Genomic DNA, 15387 nt, shown 5'->3' with positions numbered 1-15387 from the left:
CTTTAAATTTATTTTTTACTGTTTTATTCAATTGCCATAATACGTATTCAGCCAATATCTATTTAGGCGTATTACGTGCACTCAAAGCTGGATTATTATCCTGTGATACTTCACGTGTAGTTTCTTTAATAGTTAAATTTCGAGTTTCATAAATACTTTGGCTAATAAAATGCTCATTGACCGGCACTGTACCGATTGGTTTTTCAGTGATTTTCGCTTTCTGTAATGAAGAATTAGCGTCTGTACTGCTGCTACTTGCTGTTTGAAATACGGGCGTGTTTTTTGAAGACCTAGCACGCGTAGTTTCTGTATAAGTTAAGCTACTCGATTGATAATATTTTTGATCAATAAAATTATCTGTCACGACCACTGGAGAGTTTTTATCAACAAAAGTATTAGAAACTGGCATGGATGAAGAGCTGTTACCTTTTTGCAACATGGCCGAGGCTTGATCCTTAAAAAAATCAATTCCTTGTTCTTGGATAGCTTTAACCGACTGATTTGGATTGCTGACCATTTGGCCAACACTCATCAATTGTTGCGGCGATAAATTCAGATTTAACTGGGATGAAATACCACCCAATGCACGATTGGTGGCCTGCTCTTTAAGCTGTCCAAAGGTTTGCTGACCTAAATCTTGTAAAGCATTTTTACCTATATTTTTTAAGCTATCGCCATTTAAGGAAAATAAATTATTTTTAAGTTGAGACATCATATTTTGTCCCAATGAAGTTAATGCATTTTGCGCAAATCCCGCTGCGCTATTCACCACTTGATCCGTCCACGTGTAATCACGAGCGACAAAATGACTGCCTTGATCCCATGCACTTCGTAAATCTTTTTCAAACTCAACTTTTGCAGGTCCTGGAGCAATACCGGTAATGGCCGCAAAACCATTTCCATCTAATTTTCCAGTAACTTGTTTGCCCAACGAATCCAAAACTTTAAAACCCGTTTGTTTAAAGAAATCTTGTCCGCCATAACTTTTTAATAATTCTAAAGCACCTTTCAGCGGTTTAGCCTCAGGTAATTGCATGGATTTACTGATACTTGCACCTGGTGTAAAAACATGCTGCCCTGCCTTGACCTCAAACTTCCCACCAGTCTTTGGGAATATGCCTGAGCTATTAATTTTTAACTGAGAACCACCTGCAGTCAGTACAATTTCTTTAGGACTGGTGATTTCAATGCGGTCTTCGGTTGAAATAATTTGAATGCCTTTACGTGCAATTAAATCTGCACCATCACTTTGCGCTTGAATCTCTACTTTACCCTTACCGGCATACAATCGCGCGCCCTCTTGGGCTGCAAATAAACTAATCTTACTTTGTGCATGTGCGATTAAATTCTTTTGTGTGCTCAGATTAATACTATCGCCTGCAATGTGATTAATTTGCCCATCCGCGGATAAATGAATATCTTCAGCGGTACTTAATCCAATGCCTTCCGGTGAATTTAGCAGTAGCATGGCTTTTTTAAACTTTGCCATATCTTGTTCAATCTGCTGTGCAAATGCTTTTAGTTGTTCAACCGATTCAATCTCATCGGTGTGTTGGTTCTTGGCTATATCACTTAAGCTTTTGGCATGACTTTCACTGCCTTCCAGCTGTTTTTTCGCCACTTCAGCATCCAAATGCTGGCCTTGGGCTTGCGCTTGTTTATAAGTCGACAGTAATAAGCCTTGGCCGGCACGTAGTGCTCCCCATTGATCCGTGCGCAGTTCAAAGCCTTCACCGCGCCCATCACTGGTCTGGCTCTCTTTGGGATGACTGAGATTGCCCAAGTTTAATTGGCTGGCAGCATGGCTGCTTTGTAATTGGCTGCTGATTTGGCCTGTGCTGTCATCGAATCTGAGTTGGTTATAGCCCGCTCCGCCGATTTCTTTAGAGCGAATGCCGGCCAGTTTTTTCGTCTCGGGTAGTTGACCTTTGGCATCGAACTGGGTCGGTGAGCGCTGTGCCTCATGAATACGTCCCAGCACAAACGGCCGGTCAATATTGCCATCAAAGAAATCAATCACCACAATTTCATCTACACGTGGTAAGAAGCGTGCGCCATAGCCTTCACCGGCCCACGGAGTCAGCACATCTACCCAAGCCGAGTCGGTGTCATTATCGTTGGCACCGGCGCCACCATCATGTGCATGATCATCGCTACGGGTAAACAAGAAGCGGACTTTAATCCGGCCCCAGGCATCGACGTGAATTTCTTCACCACTTGGACCGACCACTTTGGCACGTTGCGGCGTCGCCGCAGGGCGATGCTGTAGTGGATGGTATTCGGGCACAGTGTGGATGCTGCGACGTTGTAAGGTTAAGCAATTGCCTTGACGTTCATCGCTCTGTTGTGATGTGATGCTAGCGATAGAAGTACTGCTGCTCTGACGTTGATGCTGCCAATGGCTTTGCGCAAGCAGTTGATTGACTTGCTCAGTTACGTCTTTGGGCAGATTGTTTTGGTTGTAAAAGGTTTTGCTGGTGATCAGAAATTCTTTGTCCGCACCCGTATGTTGATCTATTTCCGGATGTTCATTCAGTTCAAACCAATAACCGACTTGCGTATCACGTACCGTGGAATTGGCAATAAACTGTTTGGCTTGTAAGGCGTAGTAATGGCTGAGGTGTTGATTCAATGTTTCAATTTGATGATTACCCGAGGCAGTGGCGCCATCCTCGCCATTGAGGTCTTGCATCCAAGCCGGTGAGAAATGCCAAGCTTGCTCTAAGCCCAAACTGGCATTGTCGAAGTGCTCACTTTGGCTGTGTGTGCTGTGTACACTGCCGGAACCTTCTTCAGTCTCTAAGACATCGGCTTGCCAACGCTGTACATGCACTGCACTGGGTTGTAAGACACGTTGCCCGATCAAACTGGTGATGCTGTCGCTTTGTTCGCTGGCGCTGCTGCGATGAAAACGAATGTTTCGACGCGCTAAGGCTGAATATTGGTTATTGTCATCAATCAGGCGAAGTTTCTGCGCTTGAATCTGCGCCGATGCATCCGCAACCGTCAGCTCAGCTTCATCAATCAGCCAGTTGATGCCTTCACTGCGCAGCAGTCGGGTGATAAAGTCAAAATCACTTTCAGCGGCCTGCATGATAAAGGGACGAATATCGTAGTCTTGGGTAAGTCCACTGTGATCTAAACTTAAACTGGCAGCCAATAAGGGGCTTTTGTCCTGCCATTCACGAAATAACAGATCGACCACATCGACCACAGATTTATTCATAAAGACGCGGGAATTGCGGCGCTGTTTAAATAAACTGCTCGGGTCTTCTAAGGTCAAGCGATAAATTGTCAAAGCGCCATCACTGGCGCCGATATCGGCTTGGGTGATGATGCCGCTCATGCGACTGAGCGTGCCTTGATCGGTGACACTATCCACCGCAACTTGGCTGCCAATAAATTGTTTTAATGCAATGAAGGGATTGGTCGATAAACAGATCAGCGTGGCGCTTAAACCTTGATTGAGCGCATGCTGACCCTCAACGCGTTGCAGGAACAGCTGTGCATTTAAGGATGCGTTTGAAAATTGTATATGCAGCGCACGTTTGTGTGCGGTCAACCCAAGTTGTTCTAATGCAGAATAAATATTGTTAATCATGCGTTCTTTTAGTAGTTATACACTGCGGCGTATTCTACAAATAAAGCGCATCTTCGTCTAGGGCGCAGCCACTATGGCTCTGTAGCAAATCGTTATTCAAGCAAAATAGAAGCCATTTATGCGCTATTGATTGACCTAACGCACAAAAATACTCGATCAAAATAAAGCCTAATAGCAACTCATGCTGATTAAAAAGCCTGATGAAACAAACCATGCATTCATCAGGCTTTATGTATTGCACTCTTACACTTTTATAACACCGGTAAAATCGCCGGAATCATTTCCTGAATGGTTTTACCATTACAGGCTTCACCCAAGGCTGACATTTTCCATGCGCCATTATGGCGGTATACTTTGGCAATAATTAAGGCAGTAAAATCACCTTTAGCGGATAAATTATATTTTGCAATTTCAGTATTACTGGTTGCATCCACCAAGCGGCAGTAGGCATTTTCAACTTTGGCAAAGGTTTGTCCGCGGAAGCTACTAATGGTAAATACAATCGATTTTACTTGGCTGGGAACTTTCGTCAAATCAACATGAATGGCTTCATCATCACCATCACCATCACCAGTACGGTTATCACCAGAGTGCTGGATACTGCCGTCACGGCTTTTCAATTGAGCAAACCAAACATTATCAACCACGTTGTTGTTCTCATCAAAGAGAATCGCTGATGCATCTAGATCGATAGAGCCGTCACCGCCGCCAAACATGCCAAATAAACCGCCTTTTTTTGCAACATCCCAGCCGGCACCCAAGAAGATTTTGCTTAAAGATGAACCATCACTCTTTTCTAGCGAAATTTTCTGCCCTTTAACTAAACTAATGCCCATCTCTCATTTCCCTCAGTTTGAATTTGAACCACCACGACCTAAAGCAGTCGCTAACCATTGTAAATAACTGGCACGATTACGCGAACAAACAATCACTTTGCCGTGTCCGCGAAACTTAATCACCAACCCTTCACCACTTGTAAAACTATTGAAGATATTCCCGACAAAGCCGCCAGTGCCTGAATTGGGAATACCAATATTATAATTTAAAGAGGCATCCCATGCCGTGACGTGGCCGTTATCAATGGTGACCTCGCCTTGCTCTGGCGTAATATCCAGCTCCAACAAAGTGCCGCTACCGGAAATACAGACTTGACCCTGCCCACCGGTTTCCATCACCACAAAACCACCCGTACCCCCAAATAAAGCCCCACCAATATTACTTTGCACTTTGGCTTTAATCACGGTTTGCTCGGTTGCGGCCACAAAAGAGCCATCGGATAAAATATACTGACGCTGGCCTACTTCCAGAATTTGCATATCGCCATCTAAATTGGGCGATAACAAACATTCACCGGCACCGCGACTGGCTTTAATTTGTTGCTGAAATAACGATTCACCCGAGGTAAATTTACGCATAAAGGCTTGGAAAATTCCGCCACGCAATTTACCGCTCACTTCAAGGTTTTGCTCTACCATCACCATGGCATCGGATTCGCAATAAATCGATTCACCTTGTTTCATACTGACATGTAAAAAAGGTTCTGGACTACCCACCAAGTTAAATTCAGCCATGACTATACCGATCCTCTTAAAATATTTTTATGCGTGGCTTCTTTGAGCCAAATTGGAAATTCTTGCAGCAACAAATCATATAAAGTTGCTTCCGACATACTGTCAATATGATCGATTTGAAAAAAATTACAATTATCGACCACACGCCCCTCCATCGTATCGAGTTTCTCTAACAGCCCATAATTACGACCGCCAATGCCGACAAATTGCCAAAATATTGGTTGTGAAGATGCCGCTTGCAAGATTTTTTTAATTTTTCCGGCTTCTGACACGCCCCCATCCGAGATAAAAATAATATAAACTGGTAAGGTCGATGGGCTTTGTTTGATAAAATAATCTAGGACTGCTGCTAAAACAGCGGGCTCATTGTTATAGCCTGCACCGGCCTTCCACGTTTTATAGCCAGTTTTTTTCGAGCTGATATAATCTGCTAAATTCTCTAAATTTACATCTGGTAAACGCAAGGCTTTTTCTGCAAATGCCCAACATTCAAAACAGCCATCATCATCAAAATTGAGTGCCAAAGGCATAATACGCTCGATGACTTTTTGTACATCACCGCGTTTATATTGTTGCGACATCGACCCAGAATAATCCAGTATTAACGCCACACGAGCTTTAACATTGAGCAAATTGTGCTTTTCTAAACTCAGCAGTGATTTTTTGGTCAAATCCATTAAATAAGGTGCTGCTTTTTCGACTTTATCTAAAACTACTTTTTTCTTTAAATCCAATGTTGAAACAGGTGTGGATGGTATTGAGGATTGATCTTGCGCAACCTCAGCACCAAAATATTGCACCAAGGCTTTTAATCCACCATTAAAACCTTGCCCAATTGCAGCAAGGCGCCATAGATTATTTTTAAAATAAATCTCCGCCAGCATCAGCGCTTTCTCTTGGCTAAAAGCAGCAACTTGCAGCGCATACGTCGCCAAGATTTTCCCGTGCTGATTCAGCAATTGCACCTGTCCATTTTGCATATTCTGCATGCTGGCCTGCTCATCAGCAATACTAGCACACAGCACAAATCGCACGGTTTGGGCGGGATTTATTTTGCTTAAATCAAAACTGAATACATGCTCATCGGCGGATTGACGATAGTGCACTTCTGCATTGGGCGTCTGTGGTTGATTATAAAAGGTCATATAATCGTCATGGAAAAGCCGATCATTTGAGTCGATCCCAAAACTTGAAACATCGACAGCAAAGGGCGCATTAATACGAACGATTAAAGAAAATTTTTCGGCATTCTGAAGCAGTGAATGCAGTGCTATTTTTTGTCCCGACACCAATTGCATGGGTATTCTCTATTTTAGTACTTGAAAAGGATTCTATCTAAACCAAATTTTAGACGCCTCCCTTTCAAGTACTAAAAGATTACTCTTTTAGTACTTCAATTCTAAGCTTAAACAGCCACACCGTAGCTTGCTGCTAAAGCGCCTAAACCACCGTTAAAGCCTTGACCCACGGCTTTAAATTTCCACTCACCGTTATGACGATATAATTCACCGAAAATCATTGCAGTTTCGGTGCTGCCATCTTCAGACAAATCAAAACGCGCCAATTCTTCTGCATTGGCATCTTGGTTAATCACACGGATATAGGCTTTATCGACCATACCGAAGTTTTGACCATTTTGCTGACCTTCATGAATGGTCACGGCAAAAACGATTTTAGCCACTTCTTGCGGCACTTTAGACAGATCAACCGAGATGGTTTCATCATCGCCATCGCCATCGCCAGTACGGTTATCGCCATTGTGATTGACTGAACCACATGGTGAAGTTTTTTGGTTAAAGAAAATAAATTCGCCATCTAAACGTACTTTACCGTCTTCACCCGTTAAAAATGCCACTGCATCTAAATCGAAGGCTTTACCGTCGGTGGCGCGTGGATTCCAGCCCAAACCTAAATCGACTTTGTTCATGGTCGGTGCAGTTTTAGATAGGTTGATGTTGCCACCTTTAGAAAGATTAATCGCCATGTTTTATATTCCTTATTCAGTTGTTAGTTTAAATTTGATTTTGCTTTTTACGATAAGCAATAGAGGATAGAACCGCCCACACAATAAAGGCAATTCCAATTAAACCAGTGACCACTTCTGGCACATGAACACCGGTACCACTGGCCAACATAATAAAGGCCAATGCGCCAATGGCATAGTGCGCGCCATGTTCTAAATAAATATAGGCATCGAGTGTGCCTTTTTCCACCAGATAAATGGTCATGGAACGCACAAACATCGCTCCAATGGCCAAGCCGAGCATAATCACCACCACGTCACTGGTGATGGCAAAGGCGCCAATCACGCCATCAAAACTAAAAGAGGCATCTAAGACTTCTAAATATAAAAAGCCACCGATCCCGCCTTTCACGATGGTGCCCGTGACACTGGCGCTATTGCCTTGCACGGCCTCGTCTGCCTCATCTTCATCAGAGCCACCTTCAAGCAGATGTCCAATGACTTGCACGCCGACATACACTACAATGCCCCAAATGCCAGACATGGTCACGGCGAGTTTTGATACATCCGGTACAAAATTTGCCATCACCAGCAGTGCAATCAAGGCAATAAACACTGAAATCGCTTGAATATTGGCTAGACTGGCAAGTTTTGATTCCAACCAATGAAACCAATGCGCGTCTTTCTCATCATCAAACAAGAAATTTAAGAATACCAACAATAAGAATGTGCCACCAAAAGCTGCAATTTCAGCATGATGGGCCAATAATTTTGCCGAGTAAGTGGCCGGATCATTTAAAGCCAATTTCGCCACTTCAACCATGCTCATATCGGCAGTAACACCAACAATCAGCAAGGGAAAAATTAAGCGCATACCAAACACAGCCACAATAATACCGACGGTTAAAAACAACGTACGCCAGAATTGATTCCAATGTTTAAGTACTGAAGCATTGACCACGGCATTATCAAACGACAGTGACACTTCCATCACCGCTAAAATAGCCGTAATCGCCAAGACTTTGAACATGGCCATTAAGCCGGCTTGTGGCCCATGGGTAAAACCCCAATAGGCCGAAATAGCCAAGCAAATGATGGTAAAAATGATGGAAAAACGAAAATGTTTCATTTTTTGACCTAGGCTTGGGCTTAAATATTAATGCCGTATTGACTGCACATGGCACTTAGACCACCGTTATAGCCTTGACCTACAGCTCTGAATTTCCACTCATTGTTATGACGATATAATTCGCCAAAAATCATGGCGGTTTCGGTTGAATAATCTTCATTTAAGTCAAAACGCACGATTTCGACATTGGTTTGATCATTGACCACACGAATAAAGGCATTTTGTACTTGACCAAAATTTTGCCCACGATTTTGTGCGTCATGAATGGTCACGGTAATGGCAATTTTCTGTACATCAGCCGGTACTTTTGCCAAGTTGATTTTTACGGCTTCATCATCACCATCGCCCTCGCCGGTACGGTTATCGCCAGTATGTTCAACCGAACCTTCAGGAGAGCGTATTTGGTTATAAAAAATAAAATCAGATTCGCCACGAACTTTATCATTGGCAGCCAATAAAAATGCGGAGGCATCTAAGTCAAAATCGACGCCATCGGTTGCGCGTGCATCCCAGCCCAAGCCAATTAACACTTGGTTCAGCGATGGATCGGTTTTACTTAACGAGAGATTGCCACCTTTGTTTAATGAAATAGCCATGTTTTTTCCTCTGCTTGATTACTTAAAATTAAATGAATCGACTTAATCTTTTGAACCTTGTGTCCAACGAAAGCCAAAATGATAAAACTGATCTAAAAGTTGTTGATCTTTGAAATAACGTACTTCACGGTTGGCCTGAATTGCACCTTTGACATTTTTTAATTCAACAATGGCACAGGTGGTGAGTTGGTCGCCTTCGGTTAAACGCACTTCAATTTCTGGCTGATCTGGAATACGAATGCTGACCACACCATCTGTGGCAGCCCATTGCGCGGCACCTTTATAAATATAGGCATAAATCACCACCCGTTCAATCTGATCCCATTGATTGCCGTTAATATGTAAATTTTCACCATTGATCGATGCGCCAGTCCGGTCATCTGCGTCCAATTGAATATAGGGAACGCGGTCAAAATGTCCGAATCGGTTGCCTAAAGGTTGCACCAAATCAATCGTGCCATCTTTAAGTTGCACCATGGCGCCCAAATCTAAATCAATCGCATTGGCACGCGTCAGTTTTTGAAAAAAGGATTCTGATTTAGGTTGCGATTTATTCCAGTTTAAATTGACTGAAATTTTGCCAAAGCCCGAGCCTTTCTTGGTTAAATTAATGCTCGAATTGTTTTTATCCAATTTAATCTTGGATAAATTAATATTCGACTTTATAGGTGTTGGTGTTGGTGTTGGTGTTGGTGTTGGTGAAGTATGCGCTGTACTTTCATCAATAATCACACCAAAATTTTCCGCCAAAGGCTTTAAACCACCATTGAAGCCTTGATTAATAAATCGGAACTTCCATTGATGGTTATGCTTATACACTTCGGCCAAAATTAAGGCTTTTTCAGTTCTTGCTTGGGTCTCAACCTGTGCTTGTGCCAGCATTTGTGGACCAGATAAAACGTCAATCTGCACCGCAGGAAGTCGGCTAAAATCATGTGGGGCATTTAATGTGGCACATAGCACAACTTTTTGAATTTGCGGATCGATCAGTGCGGTATTAATTTTAAAGCGTGTTAAAAAAGGACTGTTCGAGACCGATTGTACTAAAACCACACTTTGATTGGCCGTTTGGGTTTGACCATAGAAAATCATGTCCTGATCACCGCGTACTTTTTGTGTGGTTTCTGCTAAAAGATAGGCGGTCAGATCGAGTTCAACTGGGTTAGGAACGGTGGTTTTAATTAAAACTTCAATGACTTCAGAGACTAGAGCAATATTCCCGCCAGCAACAAGTTGCATACAAACCCTCTTATAAGATTATGGTAGTAATTTTAATTCATTAAACGTCTGAATTATATTAATATAAAAATTGAAATCACTCGTCAACAACGAGTTAAATAAGTTTGTAATGTTGTAACATATATTTTTTATACGCCCTAGCTAAATTGCTTTTTTCCATTCATTTTTATAACTTCTCTTTTGCTGCGATAAAATCATTGCATCTATAACATGAATAATTATATATTCCCCCGCGCTGTGTATAATGCGAACATAAATTCATAATCGTTATTAAAGAAAATTGAGATCAAATTTACTGTGAAATTGCATTACAACATCTGGATTGCGGAAAGTTACTCCTGTCAAAACGACATCATTCAACACTTAAAACATTCAAATTTATCTTCTCATCTCACTATTTTTTGTTCACATAGCCTAAAGCGGCCTGAACTAAAATTATATGCCGATCATTTTGTGCAACAGCCTGCTGTGGCAGACAGCGTAGCTTGGTTATTAAGCCAATGTAAATTGCATAATATTCAGCTGTTATTTTGCGGTAAACATGGACAATTTATTGAAAAATTTCGTCATGAGTTTAGTGAAAATGGGATTCAACTCATCACTGGTGCAATCGGTGTAAATCAGCATGACCATATCAACAATAAATTTGCTTTTGGGCAAATTTGTGCAGCTTTAAACTTACCCAATATTCCGGCCACTCAAGTACAGAGCCGTGAAAGCCTAATCGAAGCAATTCAAGCGTATCAATATCGCTATCACAGTATTTGTGCAAAACCGGTCTACGGCGTTTATGGTGCAGGCTTTGTACGATTAAGTGATGAGGTGTCTTATTTTCAGCACTTTCAATCCAATACGTTATGCAATACCCAACAATTTATCGAAGCGTATGCGCAACTAGAGTCGCCGATTGACTATTTGATCATGCCTTTTTTAAGTGGGCAAGAATGTTCGGTCGATATTGCCTGTAGCAACGGTCAGATTTTGGCTTTGGTGACTCGGATTAAGTTTAAGTTTTATCAAGAATGTTATGTCGAGCATCCTTGTCATGCTATTTGCACAACCTTAGTACAGCATTTCCAATGTGACGGCCTAATTAATATTCAATTTAAGCAAGATGATCAAGGCGTATGGCACATTTTAGAAATTAATCCACGCCCCGCCGGCGGTTTTGCCTATACCCAACATACCGGTATTAATTTAGTGGCAGAACTGTTGGCTGAAAAATTACAACTGGCTTTAGTGCGCCCCGAACCAATTGCGGTGGTGCAAGTTTTGCCGGTCATGCAAAGTATAAAAATGGATGATACACATTGATAAAACATATTGATTTAAGCCGTGGCCGAATTAGCGTCACGGTTAATCAGCACCATCCTGAATGGCAATTGAATGATTTACTCAGCTTTGCAGAACGTATCAATCCGAAACGTGCCTTTTTATTTGTCTCAAAAGTCTTGGGTAAACATATTCCGGTTGCACCATCGGTGATGCAAAAAAGCTATCAAGATTTAAGCGCCCTTATTCCGCAAGATTTGCCTTATCCCATCACGGTGATTGGTATGGCAGAAACCGCGGTCGGTTTAGGCGCTGGGGTATATCGTGAGTTTAAAAAGCACGTCGGGCAAAATGCGATTTTTTTAACCACCACGCGCCATCCCGTTGCAAGCTTGCCCACTCTGGGTTTGTTTTTAGAAGAACATAGTCATGCACAAGATCAGTTTATTTTATCCAGTCATGATCCAATCAAGCATCAACATGTGGTCAATTCAAAAACCCTGATTTTGGTCGATGATGAAATCTCGACTGGAAAAACCTTTCGAAATTTAATTCTTAGCTTAAAAAAATCCGGTTTAGATCAGGTAGAACGCATTGTTTTAGTGACCTTGGTCAACTGGGCCGAACAGCATCTGGTTACCGATGACTTAGGCATTCCGGTGGAAGTGGTGTCTTTATTACAAGGGCATTGGCAATGGCAAGAGAACAACCAAAAGATTGTTGTTAATATGCCAGATGTCAGCTCCACCGAGCAACAAAGCCAAAAAATTATTGCCCCGCAAGATTGGGGACGCGAACCGACCTTTTTAAATTGTAGCGCGTGGCCAAATGTTCCGCCGGCACGTGCCAACGAGAAAATTTTGGTGTTGGGTTCGGGTGAATTTAGCTGGATTCCATTTCTGATTGCCGAGCAACTCGAACAGCAAGGCGCTGAGGTGTATTACAGTGCCACCACGCGTTCTCCAATCAAGCAAGGCCATGCCATTGAAAGCATTTGCGGCTTTAAAGACAATTACGGCTTAAATATTAATAACTATGCCTACAACGTAAAGCATCAACAATTTGACCGTGTGCTATTGGTGATTGAAACCGCCCAAGACAGTGTCGATCCGATACTTTTTGAACAAATAAAAAATTTGGAAGTGATCAGTTATGCAGACTAAGCCGTTAATTTTTGTTGATCTAGATGACACCCTTTTTCAGACCCATCGCAAAAGCACGCCAACAGCACAGCACAAAGTTGCCACCACAGATAAATCCGGTGAGCCGCTGTCGTATATGTTGCCCAAACAACAAATCTTCGTCAATTGGTTGTTGCAGTCGGCTGAAGTTGTACCGGTGACTGCGCGTTCTGTGGAAGCGTTACAGCGTGTACATATTCCTTTTCAGCACGGCGCGGTCTGCTCACATGGCGGAACCATTTTAGCCGCAGACCAAAACGTTGATCAAGAATGGCTCAGTTTGCAAAAACAGTCAGCCGCAGAATTAGAAGATTTGCTGAATGATTTACCGCATGCGCTACTGGATTACGCCAAACCTTTTGGTTCAATCCGTACATGGACGGTAGAAGAAAATGGCGGCAAAATTTATACCGTGGCCAAACAGAATGATCCTGAACCTTTATTTTTATCCAAAATTATTGACAACTTGCCTGCTGAAGTACTTGAACACTGCTACGTGCATGTGAACGGCAATAATTTGGCCATTATTCCTAAATTTGTGTCTAAGCAAAAAGCGGTTGAATTTTTTATTAATAAATATGATCCGAACCGTGAACGCGTCATTTTAGGTTGGGGCGATAGCTTGTCCGATGCAGGCTTTTTGGCGTGTTGCGACTGGTTTGGTATGCCTAAAAACAGCCAATTGGATAAATTTTTAGCGCAAAGCTTAATGCAAGATTATCAATCAAAAGGATATTTAGGTCATGTCTAAACAGCAGCAACCTGCACACGACCTAAGCACCTTAGGTTTTCATGGCTCTTATCGACCGCAAGATGTGACCTTTTTACTGCAAATTGATGATCTTGAGCCGACGCCATTGGCAGAAAAAGAGTATCTCATTCAGTCGGGAGAAAAGCATTATTCACAAATGATTAGTGTGGAACAACCGCCTTCGGATGAGCAAATGCGGCACTTCCACTACGCTTTTGAGCAAGGTGCAGACCGTCTTGCAAGCGATGTACAGAAAATTGCCAATTCTTTACGCACGCGCTTTAAAGAGCAGCCAATTATTTTGGTCAGTTTGGTGCGTGCCGGTGTGCCTTTGGGTGTACTGCTAAAACACACCATTGCCCAGCATCAGCCTTGCCTGCATTACGGTATCAGTATTATTCGTGACCGCGGCATCGATTTTGCAGCCTTACATGCCATTATTGATCAGCATGCTGCAGAAAATATTGTGTTTGTCGATGGTTGGACAGGCAAAGGTGCCATCTGCCGTGAGCTAACCCAAAATTTAGCCGATTATCCAGCGCTGTTTGATGCAGGATGGGACATTCCACGGTTGGTGACTTTAGCCGATTTAGGTGGCTATTCATGGCTCAGTGCCAGCTGTGAAGATTGGCTCATTCCGTTTGGTATTTTGGGTTCGGTCATTTCAGGTTTAACTTCACGTACGATTTTAAAAGATCAGATTGATTTTGAATCTGCCAAACAAAATTGCTATCAATCGCAAAACTGGCACAGCTGCTTAATCTATCAACATTTATCCAAACAGGATATTTCGGTCGATTTTGTCGAGAAAATTTTAACGCGGATTGCACAAAACCCATGTTTAGAATGCGTCGAGTGGAACAATGAAATTCGGCTGACGCAACAAAAAATTTGTTTAGAGACCATTGCATGGATTTCTCAAACCTATGATGTGCAGAATATTAATCGTATTAAACCCAGCATTGCAGAAGCCACACGGGCGGTCTTAAGACGTGTGCCAGAAAGAATATTAATCCGTGATCCAGCCAATCCGCATGTGCAACTTCTATTACATTTTGCACAGGAACAGCATATTCCGGTGGATATTTTAGGTGCTCAATTGGGCCCATATCATGCCGTGACGCTGATTAAGAAAGTCGAGAAAAATAAATGAAACAACTGCAACATGCCATTGAACTGGGCGCCACCATGTATATTCCGGCCACCCACGAACAATTATGGGAGGTTACCGAAGGGATTAAATTTCCCATCCTCAAATCAATTGCGGTGTGTTTAGAAGATGCCGTGCTTGAAAAAGATGTGCAAACGGCGATGGTCAATCTGAAGCTGTTATTACAAAAGCGCTTAGAGCAGCCCAATTTAAAAGCACCGGCCATGTTTATTCGCCCTCGAAATATTGAAATGGCCAAGCACATTGTCGATTGGGACTTAAACCATACCTATAGCGGTATGATTTTACCCAAGTTTACCCTGCATGATTTAACCCAGTGGATGGAGGTTTTACCGGCAAATCTGAATTTAATGCCGACGCTTGAAACCAAAGAAATCTTTGATATGGGACACAATATTGAGCTAAGCAAAGCGCTTAAATATGATTTTCATAAAACACTGTGTTTAAGAATTGGCGGCAATGATCTGCTGTCGTGTTTACATCTACGTCGACCCAAAAACAGCACCATTTATCAAACTCCGGTTGGTATCTTAATTTCACAGTTGGCCGGTTTATTTATACCAGCGGGCTTTCAACTGAGTTCACCGGTATGTGAACATATTGACCGCACACAATTGCTGATCGATGAGTTATACCAAGACATGAATAACGGAATTCACACCAAAACCGCGATTCATCCTTCACAAATTCCAATTATTCATCATGCTTTTCAGGTCAATGCCGAAGATTTTTATGAGGCGCAACAAATTCTATCGCAAGATGCCAAAAGTGTGTTTAAAAGCCATGGTTCGATGTTAGAACCGGCCACGCATCGCAATTGGGCAGAAATGATTTTATTGCGCTATCAGACTTTTGGTTTAAGTAAGAGCCATCTTGCCCATCACACTGAAGGTGCGATTGCCTATTAATGTCT

13 protein-coding genes are annotated in these 15387 nt (G+C 42.4%); 5 read left to right on the top strand and 8 right to left on the bottom strand.

Annotated features, from left to right (window positions below; all coding sequences use genetic code 11):
• Positions 1–58: 58 nt before the first annotated feature.
• The 8 genes from SE27_RS05725 to SE27_RS05690 form a co-directional block, all read right to left on the bottom strand.
• Positions 59–3601, bottom strand: a complete 3543-nt coding sequence (locus SE27_RS05725) for a type VI secretion system Vgr family protein (protein ID WP_039621636.1) — start codon at positions 3599–3601, stop codon at positions 59–61.
• A 251-nt stretch (positions 3602–3852) separates the two neighbouring features.
• Positions 3853–4437, bottom strand: coding sequence for a TerD family protein (locus tag SE27_RS05720; protein WP_039621634.1), 585 nt, complete (start codon positions 4435–4437; stop codon positions 3853–3855).
• A 12-nt stretch (positions 4438–4449) separates the two neighbouring features.
• Positions 4450–5172: a TIGR00266 family protein gene (locus tag SE27_RS05715; protein ID WP_039621632.1), complete on the bottom strand. Its 723-nt coding sequence runs from the start codon at positions 5170–5172 to the stop codon at positions 4450–4452.
• 2 nt (positions 5173–5174) lie between these two features.
• Positions 5175–6470, bottom strand: a complete 1296-nt coding sequence (locus SE27_RS05710) for a vWA domain-containing protein (RefSeq protein WP_039621630.1) — start codon at positions 6468–6470, stop codon at positions 5175–5177.
• Positions 6471–6577: 107 nt separating this feature from the next.
• Positions 6578–7156 carry a TerD family protein gene (locus SE27_RS05705; protein ID WP_039621629.1) on the bottom strand — a complete coding sequence of 193 codons (579 nt, stop codon included), beginning with the start codon at positions 7154–7156 and terminating at the stop codon, positions 6578–6580.
• 28 nt (positions 7157–7184) lie between these two features.
• A complete protein-coding gene (locus tag SE27_RS05700) occupies positions 7185–8264 on the bottom strand; it encodes a DUF475 domain-containing protein (RefSeq protein ID WP_039621627.1) in 1080 nt (359 codons plus the stop codon).
• Positions 8265–8284: 20 nt separating this feature from the next.
• Positions 8285–8860, bottom strand: coding sequence for a TerD family protein (locus SE27_RS05695; RefSeq protein WP_039621625.1), 576 nt, complete (start codon positions 8858–8860; stop codon positions 8285–8287).
• A gap of 42 nt (positions 8861–8902) precedes the next feature.
• A complete protein-coding gene (locus tag SE27_RS05690) occupies positions 8903–10099 on the bottom strand; it encodes a TerD family protein (RefSeq protein WP_039621623.1) in 1197 nt (398 codons plus the stop codon).
• A gap of 453 nt (positions 10100–10552) precedes the next feature.
• Here SE27_RS05690 and SE27_RS05685 point away from each other — a divergent pair, with 453 nt between their 5' ends.
• Genes SE27_RS05685 through SE27_RS05665 form a run of 5 tightly spaced genes read left to right on the top strand, consistent with a single transcriptional unit; the run spans position 10553 to position 15382 of the window.
• Positions 10553–11413, top strand: coding sequence for an ATP-grasp domain-containing protein (locus SE27_RS05685; RefSeq protein ID WP_227504629.1), 861 nt, complete (start codon positions 10553–10555; stop codon positions 11411–11413).
• Positions 11413–12534 (top strand): phosphoribosyltransferase domain-containing protein, encoded by a 1122-nt coding sequence (locus SE27_RS05680; protein ID WP_039623844.1) that lies wholly within the window; start codon positions 11413–11415, stop codon positions 12532–12534. Before SE27_RS05685 ends, SE27_RS05680 begins: the two co-directional genes overlap by 1 nt.
• A complete protein-coding gene (locus SE27_RS05675; RefSeq protein WP_039621619.1) occupies positions 12524–13303 on the top strand; it encodes an HAD family hydrolase in 780 nt (259 codons plus the stop codon). Before SE27_RS05680 ends, SE27_RS05675 begins: the two co-directional genes overlap by 11 nt.
• Complete coding sequence (locus tag SE27_RS05670; RefSeq protein ID WP_039621617.1) at positions 13296–14456, top strand: cysteine protease StiP domain-containing protein; 1161 nt, start codon at positions 13296–13298, stop codon at positions 14454–14456. Before SE27_RS05675 ends, SE27_RS05670 begins: the two co-directional genes overlap by 8 nt.
• Positions 14453–15382, top strand: coding sequence for an HpcH/HpaI aldolase/citrate lyase family protein (locus SE27_RS05665; RefSeq protein ID WP_039621615.1), 930 nt, complete (start codon positions 14453–14455; stop codon positions 15380–15382). Before SE27_RS05670 ends, SE27_RS05665 begins: the two co-directional genes overlap by 4 nt.
• The last annotated feature ends 5 nt before the right edge of the window (positions 15383–15387 follow it).

Source organism: Acinetobacter harbinensis, from assembly GCF_000816495.1.
Classification (GTDB): Bacteria; Pseudomonadota; Gammaproteobacteria; order Pseudomonadales; family Moraxellaceae; genus Acinetobacter; species Acinetobacter harbinensis.
Note: the sequence above shows the minus strand (reverse complement) of the source record. Positions and strands in the feature narration are given on the sequence as shown.